This is a genomic window from Achromobacter spanius (assembly GCF_029637605.1).
GTDB classification, from domain to species: domain Bacteria; phylum Pseudomonadota; class Gammaproteobacteria; order Burkholderiales; family Burkholderiaceae_B; genus Achromobacter; species Achromobacter spanius_E.
In genome coordinates this window covers 5,112,404-5,128,704 of record NZ_CP121261.1, presented here as the reverse complement: position 1 = coordinate 5,128,704, position 16,301 = coordinate 5,112,404, and the positions used below count along the sequence as shown (strand labels likewise).

The window sequence follows — 16,301 nt, the reverse complement described above, 5'->3', positions numbered from 1 at the left end:
GCGCGGGTCAGAACTGCTGGTACTGGAATTCGACCTTGATCGGTCCGCCGCTGCCCGTGGTGGGCTGTGCCTGCAGCACAAAGACGAGGATGACCCCGATGTACAGGCACAAATGCCATAAAAAGCGGCGTCCGGGGCCGTCTTTGCGAAAGAATTTCATCGGGAGAAGTACTCCGCAATACCTTGGTCCGCCATGGCCCAGCCCAGCTCGGCCAGGTGCATGTCGTCGCGCAGCATGCCCGGTTCGAACGGGATGCTGTAAAGGTCCAGGCAACCCATCCGGTAGCGCGTGCACATGCCCGTGATGGCGGCCACCACCGGGTCAAAGCGCTCGACGTCCAGGATGAGCTTGGGGTTGAACGGCTGGATGACGAAGTAGGCCTTCACCTTGCGCTTTTGCAGCAAGGCCATGACGCGCGACAGATCGCCCAGCTCGGTGCGGGTGATGGGGTCTACGTCGGCGAACTCGTTGCGGGCCGGCGAGTACAGCGGCGCCAGGTACTGCTTGTAGTAGTCGTCGCGCACGTCGTAGGGGTTGTGGCCGCCCAGCGTGTGTTCCACCTCGCGCGCCTGATGCGTCAGCCGCCCCCACTGCCCTTCATTCAAGCGCGCGGCAGACGGCCAGGACACGAAACGATGCGCGGGCACGGACAGCTTGGTGCGCGGACGGTCGGGCGCGGGTTCCTGGCGGGCATGCCACCACAGCGCCAGCTTGTCTTTCAGCTCGGACGCCTGGCCGTTGGCAATCAGCCAGAGCAGACCCCAATTCGCGTTGTCGGTGATCCAGGTCTGCATCTGCTCGCGCGTGCTGGGCTGGTCCCACAGGCGGTCCCAGACCGGGCCGGTCACGTGCTCGGCGAACGCGCTGCGCGGCAACTGGCCGCCCGAGGCGAACCACGCGGGCGACACCATGATCACCAGCCGCGTGTTCGGCGTCAGCGAATCCGCCACGGATTCCAGCACGCTGACAATCCCATAAGACTGGAACATGGCGTGGCCATAGGCCAGCGTCGGCATCTTCAGTTTTTCGGGAAAGAAGCGGTAGGGAACGAAACGCAGGTCGTGGCTGGACAGCTCGGACGAGCCCAGCACGACCAGCGTGCCGTCGCTTAGCGCGTTGCCCAGGCGATTCAGGTTGACGTGCTGAGTGCCCCAGTCTGGTCCCAGATTGGGCAGGTAGTTGTTCTGGCCGGCCGTGGCAGGCACGGCGACGGCAGTGGGCGTCACGATGCGGCCGAGCAGATCGTCCATTCCGCAATACGCCCCCACCGCCAGTGCGACCGCCGTCGCGGCGGCCGCGACGTGGGACAGCAGGCGCGTGTTACGCAGAATGGGCAGCAACATAGCCGGCTAGCGAGCGAACCGACTGCAGGATTTCCGCGATTTCAGGAGCGGGGATGCTGCAACCGTATTCCGATTCCACCGCCAGCGTGATGTCCACGGCCGCCAGGGAATCCACCAGGCCGGAGGCGATCAATTGCGTGTCGGGGGTGACTTTCTTCATGACGATCGACTCAACAATATCGCCGATCTTGGTGTGGAGTTCTTGCTCGGTATACATAAGGGGTGCGGGGCGCCTCGTCGGCAAACCACCTCCGCTTGCAGGGATTCAGGGGCTTGAGGATATAGAAAGAAGCTGAAGCTCAACTGACGGAATTGAGCCATTCAGAATGACGCCGAGATACGCTCGGTTACATCAAAAACCGCGTTTAGCCTCGTTTGCAGGCGCAATCATTGCACTTCGATCGTCGAATCGACATCGAACTTTTGGCTTTGATGGCGGGAAAAGGCTGGGAAAGGCGGCGCCTGCGGGTAAATCCTGGGAGGCCGCGTTGCGACCGAGCGACCTTTGGGCAAAAAAATGGCCCCATCAAAGGGGCCTGCGCGCGCCTTGGCGCGGCATTTGAAAAGCCCGCTTGCGCGGGCTTTTGAATTACATCGGGGTAACGCGCGTTGGGCCTGCGCCGCTGATGACTTGCACGCGCTGGCCCACGCTGATGGGCAAGTCCGCTTCCTGCGCCACGACGCGGGTTTCGCCATTGTCCAGGCGCACCGTGATTTCGTAGCCGGAATTCTTGCCGACCCGGTTTTCCACGGCGTTACCCGCCAGGGCGCCCAGGATGGCGCCGCCCACGGTGGCGATGGTGCGGCCCGTGCCGCCGCCGACGGCGTTGCCGGCCACGCCGCCCAGCGCACCGCCGGCCAACATGCCAACACCGCTGGACTTGTCATTCTGGATCACGATGGGGCGCACCCCCGTGACGGTGCCCGTGCGAACGATCTGTTCGCGCTGGGCTTGGTCGTAGCTATAAACCCCGCTGGATGCGCTGGGGTTGGCGCAGCCGCCCAAGACTGCCATCGACGTCACGACGGCCGCAACGGCCAGCCACCGGCCAGTACGCGGCGTTACCAGGGAAAGAGATTTGCTTTGGTTCATTTGGACTCCTCGATCGGGGACTGCCGACGAACGTTGATCATACCGCGCCCGCCATCTTGGCCAGGCTCGGCTGCAACACACTGAAACTCACGGCCAAAGCCAGAAAACATCGGCTGAAAGCGGTGGCGATGGCGCCACCGCATCAGACGTTTGGACGACCGTTCGACCGTGCCGCCGCGAGGCAGTTCCCGCGCAGCCCAGGGTTCACGCCGGCAGGTGGATGCCGTAGGTGGCGTGCAGCACCGCGTCGATGTCGGCGCGCGACGGCGTGTGGTTCTGCGGCCCGCGCGAGGCAATCTTGAGGGCGCCCATGACGTTGCCCAGGCGGCAACTGTCTTCCCAGTTCCAGCCACTGGTCAAGCCGTAGAGCAGGCCGCCGCGCTGCGCGTCGCCGCAACCCGTCGGGTCCACGACCTGCGTCGCCTTCACGGGCGCGATGGAGAGGGTCTTGCCGCCGGTCATCAGCGTGGCGCCTTCCGCGCCGCGCGTCACCACCACGGCTTGCAGCGTCTGGGCAATGTCGGCCATGCTGCGGCCGGTGCGCTGCTCGACGACGCCCGCTTCGTAATCATTCACGGTCAAGGCCTGCGCCATCTTCAGCATGCGTTCGAGGTCGGCGCCGTCGAACAAGGGCATGGCCTGGCCCAGATCGAAAATGAAGGGAATGCCACGCTGGTGCAGACGTTCCGCGTGGGCGAACATGCCTTCCTTGGCGTCCGGCGCCACGATGGCCCAGGCCGCGTCCGCGTCGCTCAGGTCGTTGTCCGCCGCGAACGACATGGCGCCCGGGTGGAACGCGGTGATCTGGTTGTCGTCCAGGTCGGTCGTGATGAAGCACTGCGCGGTGAACGTGCCAGGCACCACCTTGACGCGGGACGTGTCGATGCCCAGGCCCGACAGGCGCTCCATGTATTCGCCGGCGTCTTCACCCACGGTGGCCACGGGCACCGGTTTGCCGCCCAGCAGATTCATGTTGTAGGCAATGTTGCCGGAGCAGCCGCCGTATTCCTTGCGCATGCTGGGCACCAGGAAGGACACGCTCAACGATTGGATACGGTCGGCAAGAATGTGCTCTTTGAAGCGGCCTTCGAACACGGCGATCGTGTCGAACGCCATCGAACCGCAAACCAGGACGGGGGTTGCCATGCGTGTCATCCTTTAAGGAAAGAACTTATCAAGTTGGTAGCCATTGACCTGAACGCCGGTCACTTCAATGGGCACTGAAATTTTGACCTCGCCCGCCGGGGCGAAGGGCCCGCGCAGTTGTTCGGGCGTCAGATAGTCTTCGGGCTTGAGCACCTTGCGCACGACCACCGTGTCGGACAGGTCCGTCAGGTCCAGCACTAGCGCGGGCCAGTGCTGCGGCTTGTCGTAGCGGTTGCGCAGCACCAGATTCAACACCAGCCGGCTACGGCCGTCGTCGATCGCGGCGGCGCCCGTGGGCGGCTGTAGCGACGACGAAGAAATGGCGATGCGTTCCAGGCGACGCGCATAGCCCACGGTGCAGCCCAGCGGCTGGCAAACGGTTTCCAGCACCGGGCGCAAGGCGGGCGCGGAATTGGCGATGTCGGTGCGGTAGACGTAAACCAGTTGCAGGCCCAAGGCGATCAGACCCAGCAGGCAGGCAGCGCCCCAGATCTTGCGCATCAGGCCCCGGCGTTCGCTGCGGTCCTGATCCAGGAACTCGGGCGGTGCGCGGCCGACGTCGGTGGCGCTGGAATAGCGGGTGCGCGCTTCGCCCAGCACGGGCTCACGGTCGTCGTCCAGGTCGAGGTCGTCGTCATCATCGGGCGCGTCGCGGTCGTTCCACTTGATGATCGGTTCGTTGTCGCGAGACGCGATGATCGGCTGGTCGCGGTGGGTGTAGCCATGGCCATGCGGCGCTTCACGGACTTCGTCTTCCAGGTCGCGATCGTCGTCGGGCTCGTCTTCCGGCAGGGTGTCCTCGGGCTCCACGGGGCGGCGTATCGCATCACGCCCACGCAGCACCGCCGGCGGAGTTGCGGGCGTGGCCAATGGCGAGATCACGGGTTCGGCACGTACGGTTGGCGCGACGGGTGCGACGGGTGCGACGGGTGCGACGGGCGCGGACTGTGGCGCGGCGGGTTCGTCTTCCCAGGGCGGCGTCTGGCGCGGCTCGGCTGACGGGCGCGCCAGCGTCGGCGCCAGGACTGGCGCGGCGGCGGCCGCTGCTGAAGAAGGCACGGGCGGCACGGCCGGCGCGACGGGCGCCCGCGATCCGGGCTCAGGCAGCAGGCAGGCGCGGCCGTCGAAGACGGTTGAGCAGGCGCCGCAGCGCACCAGGCCATTGCGAACGCGGAGCTGGTCAGGCACCACCTTGAACGTGGTGCCGCACTGCGGGCAGCGGGTGGTCAGAGCCATGTGATGCAATCCTGCCGATCCGGCAACTCAGGCCTTCTGGCCGTGCAGGCATACCCAGCCGTCGCGGGCACGCCAGACCGACATGGCAAGCCAGGGCGCGTAAGCCGCGGCCACTTCCTCGGCCTGACGCTCCAGCACGCCGGACAGCACCAAATGGCCGCCAGATGCAACGCGGCCCGCCAACATGGGCGCCAACACCTTCAGCGGATTGGACAGGATGTTGGCAACCACCACCTGGAAGGTGCCGTCAGCCAGCGCGTCGGGCAGCATGGCTTGCAATTCGACGTGGTTGACCTCGGCGTTGTAGGCCGTGCTTTGCACCGCCTGCGCGTCGATGTCCACGGCCAACGTCGGGCCGGCGCCCAGCTTGCGCGCGGCAATGGCCAGAATGCCCGAGCCGCAGCCGTAGTCCAGCAGCGTGGCGCCCGTGGGCATTTCGGCTTCCAGCCAGGCCAGGCAGAGATGCGTCGTGGGATGGCTGCCGGTACCGAAGGCCAGGCCGGGGTCCAGTTCGATATGGATGGCGCCGTCTTCGGCGGCGGCCGGGTCCAGGCCGGGCACATCGGGGTTGTCGCGGTGCCAACTGGGCACGATCCACAGGCGCTCGGCAATATGGATGGGGCCAAACTGCGATTGCGTCAGGCGCACCCAGTCGGCGTCCGGCACGTCGCGCAGCGTCCAGCCGGCAAACAGCGCGGGGTCCAGTTCACCGGCCGAGGCGGCCTCTTCCATGATCTGCGTGGGGTCGGCGCCATCGGGCAGCAAGGCAACGACGCGGTTGCGGTCCCAGGCTTGGATGTCGGGCTCGGTGCCGGGTTCGCCGAACAAGGGGCGTTCGTCATCGGTGCCGAAGTCGGCGTCTTCCACGGATACCGACAGCACGCCCGCTTCCAGCAACGCATCCGACAGGGCTTCGGCCTGCGCCTCCAGGCAATAGAGCACGAGTTCACGCATGATTATTCTTCCATCTGGCCATCGGGCCACGGCTCGCGCCGCGGCCCGATAGACCATAAACGTAAAAAGGGGCCGTGAGGCCCCGGGGTAGTCGGTCAGGGGCGCTGAGCCAACTTGTTTTCCAGATAGTGGATGCTGGTGCCGCCTTCGATGAAGCGAGCGTCTTGCAGCAATTCACGATGCAGCGGGATGTTGGTGGAAATGCCTTCCACCACCATTTCCGACAGCGCAATGCGCATGCGGGCCAGGGCTTGATCGCGCGTATCGCCATACGTGATGACCTTGGCGATCATCGAATCGTAGTTGGGCGGCACGAAATAGCTGTTGTAGGCATGCGAATCGATACGCACGCCAGGACCGCCCGGCGTATGCCAGTTGGTGATGCGGCCGGGGCTGGGCACAAAGCGGAAAGGATCTTCCGCGTTGATGCGGCATTCGATCGCATGGCCCTTGAACGTAATGTCGCGCTGGCGCAGCGTGAACTTTTCGCCCGCGGCGATCAGGATCTGCTGCTGCACGAGGTCAATGCCGGTGATCAGCTCGGTGACCGGGTGTTCGACCTGGATACGGGTGTTCATTTCAATGAAATAGAACTCGCCGTTTTCAAACAGGAATTCGAACGTGCCCGCGCCACGGTAGCCCATCTTGCGGCAAGCGTCGGCGCAACGGTCGCCAATGCGCTCGATGGCGCGACGGGCGATACCGGGAGCCGGCGCTTCTTCAATGACTTTCTGGTGGCGGCGCTGCATGGAGCAGTCGCGTTCGCCCAACCAGACGGCGTTGCGGCCGCCATCGGCCAGCACCTGGATTTCCACATGGCGAGGGTTCTCAAGGAACTTCTCCATATAGACTTCCGGGTTGTTGAACGCGGCGCCTGCTTCCGAACGCGTCATGGTGACGGCGTTCAAGAGCGCGGCCTCGGTGTACACCACGCGCATGCCACGGCCACCGCCGCCGCCTGCCGCCTTGATGATGACCGGATAACCGACTTCGCGCGCAATGCGGATGATTTCCTGCGGATCTTCGGGCAACGCGCCCTCGGAACCCGGCACCACCGGCACGCCCGCTTCGATCATGGCGCGCTTGGCGCTGACCTTGTCGCCCATCAGGCGAATGGTGTCGGGACGCGGGCCGATGAAGACGAAGCCACTCTTTTCGACGCGATCGGCGAAGTCGGCATTTTCGGACAAGAACCCGTAACCCGGGTGGATTGCCTCGGAATCCGTCACTTCGGCAGCCGAAATGATGGCCGGCATGTTCAGGTAGCTGTCACGCGACGGCGCGGGCCCGATGCACACGGATTCATCGGCCAGGCGCACGTACTTGGCCTCGCGGTCAGCCTCGGAGTGCACGACCACGGTTTTAATGCCCAGCTCACGGCAAGCGCGCTGAATGCGCAGGGCGATTTCGCCCCGATTGGCGATCAGGATTTTTTCGAACATTTTCAGCTATCAGCCAATGACGAACAGGGGTTGACCGTACTCGACGGGCTCACCATTTTCGACCAGGATTTCTTTGATGACGCCGGACTTGTCGGCTTCGATTTCATTGAGCAGCTTCATGGCTTCAATGATGCACAGCGGATCGCCTTCCTTGACGGTGGCGCCCACGTCGATGAACGGGGCGGCGCCCGGGTTCGGCGAACGGTAGAACGTGCCAACCATCGGCGCCTTCACGACATGGCCCTGAATGACCGGGGCGGCTTCGGCGGCCGGCGCGGCAGGCGCGGCGGCCTGGGCGACGGGCGCGGCGTGCGCGCCGGCTTCGGGCTGGTGGTAAGCCACCGGCTGCAAGGTTTGCGAGAACTTGACGATGCGTACCTTGCCTTCGCCTTCGGTGATTTCCAGCTCGGCGATACCCGATTCAGCCACCAGGTCGATCAGGGTTTTGAGTTTTCGAAGGTCCATAGAAGCTGCTTCCCGAGATAGTGTCGGCGGCGTCCCAGCGTGGGGTCCGCGCCGTGTATAAGATGTAAAAGCCGTGAGTTTGGTGCGAGATCAGTGCCGCACTGCGTAACGCAGAGCCGCCTCGTAGCCGTCCGCGCCCAGGCCGGTGATAAGGCCTATCGCCAAGTCGGACAGATAAGAGTGATGCCTGAAGGGCTCTCGCTTATACAGATTGGACAAATGTACTTCAATAAATGGGATCGCGACCCCAGCCAGCGCATCGCGAATCGCGACGCTGGTGTGCGTATAAGCCGCCGCGTTGATGATGATGAAGTCCGTGCCGTCTTGCCGCGCCGCCTGAATGCGGTCGACCAGCGCACCTTCGTGATTGCCTTGCCAGGCAGTCAGCCTGGCGCCCAGTTCCCCGCCAAGCAGCTCCAGGCGCTCATTGATCTGGGGCAGCGTCAGACTGCCGTAGATATGAGGTTCCCGGGTGCCAAGCAGGTTCAGATTCGGGCCATGCAATACCAGTATGTTTTGCGCCATGCGCTTGCCAATGAGTGGATTGCCAACGGTGGAATTGCTGGCAAAACAGCCGATAAACCAGCTTTTTACGCCAATTCCTACTATTTGTCCAACAGACTTATGCCTTCAAACCCGACAGGGTTTTGTTCAGGTCATCTGGTTGGATTTCACCCAATATCTTCCGGTTAATTCCGCCATCGGCATTGAAAACGATGGTAAAAGGCAGGCCGCCGCTGGGGTTGCCCAGTTTGCGCAAGGTGTCGATGGCGCCCGCCCCGATCACCCACAGCGGGTAGGAAACTTGCACTTTCTCGACAAATTTTTGCATGTTGGCGGCGGAATCGACGCCGATGCCGACAAAGCGTACATGCGGGTATTTTTTCTGCAGGGCATCCAGTTCGGGCATTTCGCGCACGCAGGGCGCGCACCAGGTTGCCCAGAAATTAACCACCATCGGCTGGCCTTTCCAGTTGGCCAGCGACTGCGTCGCGCCGTTCAGGTCGGGCAACTGCATTTGCATGAGTCCGGCGACGGGGTCGCTGGCGTCGGCCGGTGCCGAAGACGTGCGGGACTTTTGCCCCAGCAAGGTGTAGCCGCCCGCGACCGTGGCGGCCACGGCCACGCCGGCGGATAGAAGTAGGCGTCGATTCATGGCGCGATCATAACCGCTGCTGCTGTTTTGCGCGTTGTTGCGGCGTGGCCGGGTGGTGCCCGGCTTGGAGCCCCCGGCTCGGCGCCCCACTCACCGCTATATATACAATGCCGGACAGGAGAGTTTTCAATGCACCTGCACATACTTGGCATCTGCGGTACGTTCATGGGCGGCTTGGCGCTGATTGCGCGGGCCGCCGGCCACAAGGTCACGGGTTGCGACGCGGGCGTGTACCCGCCCATGAGTACCCAGTTATCCGAACAAGGCATCGATCTGATCGAAGGCTTTGGCCCCGAACAGATGGCGCTTGCGCCCGACCTGTACGTGATCGGCAACGTGGTCAGCCGCGGCAACCCGCTGATGGAAGCCATTTTGGAATCCGGCGCGCGCTACGTGTCCGGCCCGCAATGGCTGGGCGACAACATCCTGCCGGGCGCACACGTGCTGGCGGTGGCAGGCACCCACGGCAAGACCACCACCAGCTCGATGCTGGCCTGGATATTGGAAGCCGCGGGCCTGGCGCCCAACTTCCTGATCGGCGGCGTGGCGGCGGACCTGCACGTGTCGGCCCGCTACGACCCCGCGCGCCGTCCCTTCGTGATCGAGGCGGACGAATACGACACGGCCTTCTTCGACAAGCGCTCAAAGTTTGTCCATTACCGCCCGCGCACCGCCATCCTGAACAATCTGGAATACGACCACGCCGACATCTTCCCCGATCTGGCGGCCATCGAAACCCAATTCCACCATCTGGTGCGCACCATCCCCGCATCCGGCCGCATCGTGCGCCCCGCCCATTGCGACGCGCTGGACCGTGTGATTGCGCGCGGATGCTGGTCTGAAACCGTCACGTTCGGCCCCGATGGCGCCTGGCAAGCATCGCCGCCCGATGATGCGGGCGCGTTCGCCGTGCTGCGCAACGGCATCGAAGCCGGCACCGTGCGCTGGAACCTGAGCGGCGAACACAACCGCATGAACGCCCTGGCCGCGCTGGCCGCCGCCGAACACGCTGGCGTTGCGGCCGCCGACGGCATCGCCGCCCTGACCCGCTTTGCCGGCGTGAAGCGCCGCATGGAGTTGCGCGGCACGGTCAACGGCGTCAGGGTGTTCGACGATTTCGCGCATCACCCCACCGCCATCGCCACTACGCTGGAAGGGCTGCGCCGGCAGGTCGGATCGGCCCGCATCCTGGCGGTGCTGGAACCGCGCTCCAACACGATGAAGCTGGGCACCATGGCCGCCCGCCTGCCCGATGCCCTGGCCGACGCCGACCTGGTGTTCTGCTTCGGCGCGCACAGTGGCAAGCACGCCCTGGGCTGGAACCCGGCCGAGGTCCTGGCGCCGCTGGGCGACCGGGCGTCCAGTTACGATGACATCGACGCGCTGGTCGCGGCCGTGACCGCCGCCGCCCGCCCCGGCGACCAGGTGCTGGTCATGAGCAACGGCGGCTTTGGCGGCGTCCACGGCAAACTGCTGGATGCGCTGCGGGCGCGCGGCTGAATACCCACTCCTGGACGAGCACGAAATGATCCTCTACCTGCACGGTTTTCGTTCCTCGCCAAGCTCCACCAAGGCCCGGCAGATGGCCGACGCCATGGCCCAGCGCGGGCTGGCCGCGCTATGGGCCTGCCCGCAGCTACCCGCCAGCCCCAGGCAAGCCATTGCGCTGTGCATGGACATTGCCCAACGCCAATTGCAGGGCGCGGACAGCCCCCGCGCGCTGACCGTGATCGGCTCATCGCTGGGCGGCTTCTACGCCACCTGGCTGGCCGAGCAACTGGGCTGCAAGGCCGTGCTGTTGAACCCCGCCGTCGAGGCGGCGCGCGACCTGGCCACCCAGGTGGGCGAGCACCACATGTATCATTCCAACGCGCCGTTCGTCTTTTTGCCCGAATATGTGGCCGAATTGGCGGCCATCCACGTGCCTCGTATCACCCAGCCCGACCGGTACTTCCTGCTGGCGGCAACTGGCGACGAGGTGCTGGATTGGCGTGAAATGCGCGATCGCTACCTGGGTTGCCAGCAGCGTATCGTCGAAGGCAGCGACCACGGTTTGTCCGATTTTGAACGTTGGATGCCCGAGGTGCTTGAATTCGCCCTTGGCGGCAAGCAGGTTCGCCCTCAATAATCAGTACCAGGCATCAACACTCTATCTATATAGCTGCGCAAGGCGGCGCGTGCGCGTCGCCCAGGAAGATCCCCACCATGTATGTGTTTTACGAAGATGACGGCAGCTTCAAGGCCGGCAACATCCTGTCCGAAACCGACGCCAGCCTGCAGGTGGAGTCGGAATCGGGCAAGCGCAGCAAAATCAAGCGCGCCAACACCCTGTTCAATTTCGCGTCGCCCGAACCGGCGGCGCTGATGAGCCAGGCCGCCGCGGCCGCCGAAGAACTGGACCTGCAATTCCTTTGGGAATGTGCCCCCCAGGAAGAATTCGACACACCGGCGCTTGCGACCGACTACTTTGGCCACACCCCCACGCCCGTGGAACACGCCGCGCTGCTGATGCGCCTGCACAGCGCGCCCGCGTATTTCCACCGCCGTGGCAAGGGCCGCTACCGCCCCGCCCCGCCAGACATCCTGGCCGCCGCGCTGGCCGCGCTGGAAAAGAAGCAGCGCCAGGCCGAGCAGCAACAGGAATGGGTCGACGAGATGGCCGCGGGCCGCTTGCCCGAGCCCATTGCCCAAGTTGCCGAAACCCTGTTGATCCGTCCGGACAAGAATTCGCAGCAATGGAAGGCGCTGGACGCCGCCTGCGCCAAGCTGGGCAAGAGCCCCGACCGCCTGCTGCTGGAACTGGGCGCGTGGCCGCATGCGCTGGCGCTGCACAAGCGTCGCTTCCTGGCGGTGAACTTCCCGCGCGGGCTGGAATTCCCCGAACTGGAACTGCCGCCCATCGACCGCGAGCTGCCGCTGTCGGACGCCGAAATCTATTCGGTGGACGACGTCACCACCACCGAGATCGACGACGCGCTGTCCGTCACCACGCTGCCCGACGGGCGCCTGCGCGTGGGCGTGCACGTGGCCGCCCCCGGTCTGTCAGTGACCCGCGACAGCGAATTCGACAAGCTGGCGCGCGCGCGCCTGTCCACCGTCTACATGCCGGGCGACAAGATCCCGATGCAGCCCGACAACGTCATCAAGGCGTTCTCGCTGGACGCGGGCCGCGAAGTGCCCGTGCTGTCGCTGTACGTGGTGGCCGACCCTGAAACGGGCGAAGTCATTGAGTCCGAGACGCGCCTGGAACGGGTGGTGGTGCGCGAAAACCTGCGCCACAACATGCTGGACGCGCAGGTCACCGAAGCCAGCCTGGCCGACCCGTCTGCCGATATTCCTTACGGCCACTGGCTGCGTCCGCTGTGGAAGCTGGCGCAGGCGCTGTCGGCGCAACGCGAAAACGTGCGCGGCAAGCCCGAAAACAATTCCCGCGTGGAATACAGCTTCTACCTGGACGGCAACCCCGACGACCCGGACACCCCGGTGCGCCTGGTGCCGCGCCAGCGCAACGCGCCGCTGGACCGCATGGTGGCTGAATACATGATCCTGGCCAACAACCTGTGGGGCGGCCTGCTGCACCAGCATGGCGTGCCGGGCATCTACCGTTCGCAGCAGGCGGGCCGCGTGCGCATGAGCACGCAGGCGCTGCCGCACGAAGCGATCGGCGTGCCGCAATATGCGTGGAGCACGTCGCCGCTGCGCCGCTATGTGGACCTGGTCAACCAATGGCAGTTGATCGCCGCGGTGGAACACGGCGTATCGGCGCGCCTGGTGGCCCCGTTCAAGCCGCGCGACGCGGACCTGTTCGCCATCATCGGCGCCTTCGACGCGCAGTACGCCGCCTGGGCCGAATTCCAAAGCGCCATGGAACGCTACTGGTGCCTGCGCTGGCTCAAGCAGCACGGCGTGACCCGCACCGTGGCGCATGTGCTGCGCGACGATCTGGTCCGCTTCGCCAACGCACCGCTGGTAACCCGCGTGGGCGGCATGCCAGAACTGGAACGCGGCACCGCCGTCGAAATCGACATCCTCGGCATGGACGAACTAGCCCTGGAGCCAGACTGCCGCTACGTAGGCGAACTCCCCCCCACTGGCACGTAGGATGGGTGAAGCGCGCGCGGCTTCATGCTACTGAAACACGGCCCAACGCGCGCAACCCATCAAACAACCTCCACCAGCCCACCCCCCAGCCAAGCACCAACACCAAAACAAAAAAACAAAAACAAAACCCAAAAACAACGGAGACAAACATGCGCATTCTGCTGGTCGAGGACAACCTTGACCTGGGCGATGCCGTGGAAAGCAAGTTGCGGTCCGCGGGCCATAGCGTCCAATGGGTGCGGGACGGCGTGGCCGCCTTGCGCTGGGGCCTGGACGAGACTTGGGACGCGCTGGTGCTGGACATCAACCTGCCTGGCAAGGACGGGTTCCTGGTTATCCGGGAACTGCGCGCCGCCGGGGTCGACGCCCCCGTGCTGGTCATGACCGCGCGCGCGGAAATCGAAGACAAGATCGACATGCTGGACCTGGGCGCCGACGACTACCTGGTCAAGCCCTTCGACCTGCGCGAACTCGAAGCCCGGCTGCGCGCGCTCATGCGGCGGCCTGCCGGGCAGACCAGCAGCATCACGTCCTACGGCAACCTGGGCCTGGACCTGGCCGGCCGCAGCGCCACGCTTGCCGGCGCGCCGCTGGAACTGGGCCGGCGCGAATTCCGCTTGCTGGAGATCCTGTTGGGCCGCATTGGCCAGACCGTGGCCAAGGAACGGCTGATGAACCAGCTGTTCGATCTGGACGACGGCTCGCTCAACGCGCTGGAGCTGTTGATTTCGCGGCTGCGCAAGAAGCTGGCGGGCGCGTCGATCGACATCGTTACCGTGCGCGGCGTTGGCTATCAGGCCCGCAGCCATGCGCATTCCTGAAAGCGCCTCGATCCGGCGCCGCGTCTTCACGCTGGGCGCCGCCCTGTTGGCGTGCGCGCTGATCGGCCTGGTGTTTTTCTTGCGGGGCTACGCGCATCGCGCGGCCGAACAGGCGTTCGACCGTTTGCTGGCTGCGTCCGCGTTGACGATCGCGGGCTCGGTGCAGATCGACGACGAGGGCGTGACGGTGGAACCGCCCGTGTCATCCCTGGCCATGCTGTCCAGCGGCGAGCGCGTGTTCTACGAAGCCCGCACCTCCAACGGCCGCCTGATTACCGGTTACGGCGACCTGGCCCCCCACCTGCCGCTGGCCCTGGCGGCCACGCCGGTATTCGCCTATGTGACGTATCACGACGAACCCGTGCGCGTGGCCACCGTGGGGCGCCTGGTGTCGGCCAGCCAGCACGCCGGTTGGGTCACGGTGCGCGTGGCGGAAACGCTGGGTTCACGCCAGGCCTTGGCCGATGAAATTTTGGGGCGCGGCGTGCTGCCGCTGCTGATCATGTCCCTGGTGGCGCTGGGCCTGCTGTGGTTCGGCGTGCAGCGAGCATTCGCCCCGCTGGCCGTGCTGGAACGCGAACTGCGCACGCGCGCGCCCGAAGACCTGACCCCCGTCACCACGCCGGTGCCGCGCGAAGTGCGGCGGCTGGTCGAAGCGCTGAACGCCTTCATGCAACGCCTGTCGGTCATCATGGACACCCTGAACACGCTGGTGGCCGATGCCACGCATCAAGTGCGCACGCCGCTGGCGTCGTTGCGCGCGCAGGCCGAGGTGGCACTGGACGAAACCGACCCCAAGCGGCTGCGCGAGCGCATCACGCGCATCCACCTGAACGCCACGCACGCCAGCCAGCTGATCAACCAATTGCTGATGGACGCCACCATCACGCATCGGCTGGGCAAAGGCCCGCCCGAGCCGGTGGGCGTGGCGGAAACCATCAACGAAACACGCCGCCGCATCGGCCCGCTTGAAGCCCGACGCCTGCGCATCGATATCGCCCCCGAGGTGCGGCGCGCGCGCGTGTCAGGCGACCGCGTGGCGCTGCGCGAAATGCTGCGCAACCTGGTTGATAACGCGCTGCGCTATGCGCCGGACGGCACGGTGGACATCCAGGCCACACCGGTGGCCGGGTTCCGCGTGGCGCTGACGGTGTCCGACCGAGGGCCGGGCATTTCCGACGACGAAAAGGAAGCCGTGCAGCAGCGCTTCACCCGGGGCCGCGCGGGCGAATCGCAACCGGGCTCCGGCTTGGGGCTGGCCATCGTGCGGTCGGTGGCCACGGCGCATGGCGGTTCGCTCTGGCTGCACGACCGGCCGGGCGGCGGGCTGTCGGCCCGCATCATTCTGCCGCTGCTGCCTCAACCCGCCGGCCGTGGCCTGATGACATGGCTGGGCGCCGCGTGCACCGCCTTGCTGCTGCTGGCCGGCGCGCCCGACCGCGTGCAGGCGGCGGACCTGCACGAGATCGTCACCCGCTACCCCGCCCCGCAGCCCACGTCGCGCACGCTGGTGATCGCGGGCCCAACCGACACGCCGGTTGTCGCCCCGCTGATCCAGGGGTTTCAGGCGCAACGGCCCGACGTCACCGTCGTGTATCGCGAAATCAGCAGCCGTGATCTTTACGAGGCCACCGTCGACGGGCGCCTGACGCAGGTAGACGTGCTGATGAGTTCGGCGTCCGACCTGCAAATTCGCCTGGCCAACGATGGCTACGCGCAAAGCTACACCTCACCCTACGCGTCCAAGCTGCCCTCGTGGGCGGTGTGGCGCCACGAGGTCTACGGCTTCACGTTCGAACCCGCGGTGATCGTCTACAACCCCAAGCGCTTTACCGACGAGACGGTACCGCGCTCGCGCCAGGACATTCTGCGCCTGCTGGAACGCGAGCAGGCCAGCCTGCAAGGCCGCGTGGGCACGTACGACATCGCCACCAGCAGCCTGGGTTATTTGCTGGCCGAACAGGACGAACTGGTCTCGTCCAACTTCTGGGGCCTGGCCAACGCGATGGGCCAGGTGGGCGTGCGCCTGTCGCCCACCAGCGCGCAGATCCTGGACGCCATCGAACACGATGAACTGGACCTGGCCTACAACGTGCTGGGCTCGTACGCGCTGTCGCGCCAGGCCGCGGGCAGCAAGATCGGCGTGGTCTTTCCGCAGGATTACGTGCTGGTGCTGGCGCGCTCGGTGCTGATATCGCGGCGCGCGCCCAGCCCCGACCTGGCGCGCGCGCTGGTGGACTGGCTGCTGTCGCCGGCCGGCCAACAGGTGGCGTCCAGCCATGCCGCGCTGGGGTCCATCATGGAAGACACGCCCGGGCGCTGGACGTCCGAGGCCGTGCTGGCACGCTCGCAAGGCATCGTGCAGCCCGTGGTGCTGAGCCCCGCGCTGCTGGTGGGCCTGGACCAGCGACGGCACTCACGCTTCGTGCAGAACTGGGTGCGCCTGGTGACCGATACGCCGAAGCGGGTTTACCCCTAGCCACCGGCCGCCGCCGTGACAGGACGGTGACAGACGCCGCCTCCTAAGATGGCCGCAGGCGGGA

The 16,301-nt window shown here is 65.5% G+C and carries 16 protein-coding genes; 5 read left to right on the top strand and 11 right to left on the bottom strand.

The annotated features are described in order from the left end of the window. Nucleotides 1–7: 7 nt before the first annotated feature. The 11 genes from P8T11_RS22860 to P8T11_RS22810 form a co-directional block, all read right to left on the bottom strand. On the bottom strand, nucleotides 8–160 hold the full coding sequence (locus P8T11_RS22860; RefSeq protein ID WP_268079876.1) for a hypothetical protein: 153 nt from the start codon (nucleotides 158–160) through the stop codon (nucleotides 8–10). Then, complete coding sequence (locus tag P8T11_RS22855) at nucleotides 157–1,344, bottom strand: D-alanyl-lipoteichoic acid biosynthesis protein DltD (RefSeq protein ID WP_268079877.1); 1,188 nt, start codon at nucleotides 1,342–1,344, stop codon at nucleotides 157–159. Before P8T11_RS22855 ends, P8T11_RS22860 begins: the two co-directional genes overlap by 4 nt. Then, nucleotides 1,322–1,561 (bottom strand): acyl carrier protein, encoded by a 240-nt coding sequence (locus P8T11_RS22850; protein WP_268079878.1) that lies wholly within the window; start codon nucleotides 1,559–1,561, stop codon nucleotides 1,322–1,324. The genes P8T11_RS22855 and P8T11_RS22850 overlap by 23 nt, the downstream gene beginning before the upstream one ends. A 372-nt stretch (nucleotides 1,562–1,933) precedes the next feature. Next, complete coding sequence (locus P8T11_RS22845; protein ID WP_050447100.1) at nucleotides 1,934–2,437, bottom strand: glycine zipper 2TM domain-containing protein; 504 nt, start codon at nucleotides 2,435–2,437, stop codon at nucleotides 1,934–1,936. Between the two features lie 204 nt (nucleotides 2,438–2,641). Then, nucleotides 2,642–3,583, bottom strand: a complete 942-nt coding sequence (locus tag P8T11_RS22840; RefSeq protein ID WP_268079879.1) for a carbohydrate kinase family protein — start codon at nucleotides 3,581–3,583, stop codon at nucleotides 2,642–2,644. A gap of 12 nt (nucleotides 3,584–3,595) precedes the next feature. Continuing rightward, nucleotides 3,596–4,819: a DUF3426 domain-containing protein gene (locus tag P8T11_RS22835; RefSeq protein ID WP_268079880.1), complete on the bottom strand. Its 1,224-nt coding sequence runs from the start codon at nucleotides 4,817–4,819 to the stop codon at nucleotides 3,596–3,598. A 27-nt stretch (nucleotides 4,820–4,846) separates the two neighbouring features. Continuing rightward, the gene (prmA, locus tag P8T11_RS22830; protein ID WP_268079881.1) at nucleotides 4,847–5,773 is read right to left on the bottom strand and encodes a 50S ribosomal protein L11 methyltransferase; all 927 of its coding nucleotides are present in this window, start codon (nucleotides 5,771–5,773) and stop codon (nucleotides 4,847–4,849) included. 95 nt (nucleotides 5,774–5,868) lie between these two features. Beyond that, nucleotides 5,869–7,215: an acetyl-CoA carboxylase biotin carboxylase subunit gene (gene accC / locus P8T11_RS22825; protein ID WP_050447096.1), complete on the bottom strand. Its 1,347-nt coding sequence runs from the start codon at nucleotides 7,213–7,215 to the stop codon at nucleotides 5,869–5,871. 9 nt (nucleotides 7,216–7,224) lie between these two features. Further along, complete coding sequence (accB, locus tag P8T11_RS22820) at nucleotides 7,225–7,680, bottom strand: acetyl-CoA carboxylase biotin carboxyl carrier protein (protein ID WP_100853223.1); 456 nt, start codon at nucleotides 7,678–7,680, stop codon at nucleotides 7,225–7,227. A gap of 90 nt (nucleotides 7,681–7,770) precedes the next feature. Further along, nucleotides 7,771–8,205, bottom strand: coding sequence for a type II 3-dehydroquinate dehydratase (aroQ, locus tag P8T11_RS22815; protein ID WP_268079882.1), 435 nt, complete (start codon nucleotides 8,203–8,205; stop codon nucleotides 7,771–7,773). 97 nt (nucleotides 8,206–8,302) lie between these two features. After that, complete coding sequence (locus tag P8T11_RS22810) at nucleotides 8,303–8,836, bottom strand: TlpA family protein disulfide reductase (RefSeq protein WP_268079883.1); 534 nt, start codon at nucleotides 8,834–8,836, stop codon at nucleotides 8,303–8,305. A 129-nt stretch (nucleotides 8,837–8,965) separates the two neighbouring features. Here P8T11_RS22810 and mpl point away from each other — a divergent pair, with 129 nt between their 5' ends. The 5 genes from mpl (at nucleotide 8,966) to P8T11_RS22785 (ending at nucleotide 16,237) form a co-directional block, all read left to right on the top strand. Further along, nucleotides 8,966–10,336: a UDP-N-acetylmuramate:L-alanyl-gamma-D-glutamyl-meso-diaminopimelate ligase gene (gene mpl / locus P8T11_RS22805; protein WP_268079884.1), complete on the top strand. Its 1,371-nt coding sequence runs from the start codon at nucleotides 8,966–8,968 to the stop codon at nucleotides 10,334–10,336. 25 nt (nucleotides 10,337–10,361) lie between these two features. Then, complete coding sequence (locus P8T11_RS22800) at nucleotides 10,362–10,964, top strand: YqiA/YcfP family alpha/beta fold hydrolase (RefSeq protein ID WP_268079885.1); 603 nt, start codon at nucleotides 10,362–10,364, stop codon at nucleotides 10,962–10,964. A gap of 77 nt (nucleotides 10,965–11,041) precedes the next feature. After that, entirely contained in the window at nucleotides 11,042–12,937 is a 1,896-nt protein-coding gene (locus tag P8T11_RS22795) for a ribonuclease catalytic domain-containing protein (protein ID WP_268079886.1), read from the top strand. 149 nt (nucleotides 12,938–13,086) lie between these two features. Further along, nucleotides 13,087–13,758: a response regulator transcription factor gene (locus P8T11_RS22790; RefSeq protein ID WP_268079887.1), complete on the top strand. Its 672-nt coding sequence runs from the start codon at nucleotides 13,087–13,089 to the stop codon at nucleotides 13,756–13,758. Continuing rightward, nucleotides 13,745–16,237, top strand: coding sequence for a sensor histidine kinase (locus P8T11_RS22785; RefSeq protein ID WP_268079888.1), 2,493 nt, complete (start codon nucleotides 13,745–13,747; stop codon nucleotides 16,235–16,237). The genes P8T11_RS22790 and P8T11_RS22785 overlap by 14 nt, the downstream gene beginning before the upstream one ends. Nucleotides 16,238–16,301 lie beyond the last annotated feature (64 nt).

Bases quoted from the DNA above. Each gene is read 5' to 3' on its own strand.
- P8T11_RS22860 (WP_268079876.1), bottom strand. From the start codon at position 160: ATGAAATTCTTTCGCAAAGACGGCCCCGGACGCCGCTTTTTATGGCAT.
- P8T11_RS22850 (WP_268079878.1), bottom strand. From the start codon at position 1,561: ATGTATACCGAGCAAGAACTCCACACCAAGATCGGCGATATTGTTGAG.
- accB (WP_100853223.1), bottom strand. From the start codon at position 7,680: ATGGACCTTCGAAAACTCAAAACCCTGATCGACCTGGTGGCTGAATCG.
- accC (WP_050447096.1), bottom strand. From the start codon at position 7,215: ATGTTCGAAAAAATCCTGATCGCCAATCGGGGCGAAATCGCCCTGCGC.
- P8T11_RS22845 (WP_050447100.1), bottom strand. From the start codon at position 2,437: ATGAACCAAAGCAAATCTCTTTCCCTGGTAACGCCGCGTACTGGCCGG.
- P8T11_RS22835 (WP_268079880.1), bottom strand. From the start codon at position 4,819: ATGGCTCTGACCACCCGCTGCCCGCAGTGCGGCACCACGTTCAAGGTG.
- P8T11_RS22840 (WP_268079879.1), bottom strand. From the start codon at position 3,583: ATGGCAACCCCCGTCCTGGTTTGCGGTTCGATGGCGTTCGACACGATC.
- mpl (WP_268079884.1), top strand. From the start codon at position 8,966: ATGCACCTGCACATACTTGGCATCTGCGGTACGTTCATGGGCGGCTTG.
- P8T11_RS22810 (WP_268079883.1), bottom strand. From the start codon at position 8,836: ATGAATCGACGCCTACTTCTATCCGCCGGCGTGGCCGTGGCCGCCACG.
- aroQ (WP_268079882.1), bottom strand. From the start codon at position 8,205: ATGGCGCAAAACATACTGGTATTGCATGGCCCGAATCTGAACCTGCTT.
- P8T11_RS22855 (WP_268079877.1), bottom strand. From the start codon at position 1,344: ATGTTGCTGCCCATTCTGCGTAACACGCGCCTGCTGTCCCACGTCGCG.
- prmA (WP_268079881.1), bottom strand. From the start codon at position 5,773: ATGCGTGAACTCGTGCTCTATTGCCTGGAGGCGCAGGCCGAAGCCCTG.
- P8T11_RS22795 (WP_268079886.1), top strand. From the start codon at position 11,042: ATGTATGTGTTTTACGAAGATGACGGCAGCTTCAAGGCCGGCAACATC.
- P8T11_RS22790 (WP_268079887.1), top strand. From the start codon at position 13,087: ATGCGCATTCTGCTGGTCGAGGACAACCTTGACCTGGGCGATGCCGTG.
- P8T11_RS22785 (WP_268079888.1), top strand. From the start codon at position 13,745: ATGCGCATTCCTGAAAGCGCCTCGATCCGGCGCCGCGTCTTCACGCTG.
- P8T11_RS22800 (WP_268079885.1), top strand. From the start codon at position 10,362: ATGATCCTCTACCTGCACGGTTTTCGTTCCTCGCCAAGCTCCACCAAG.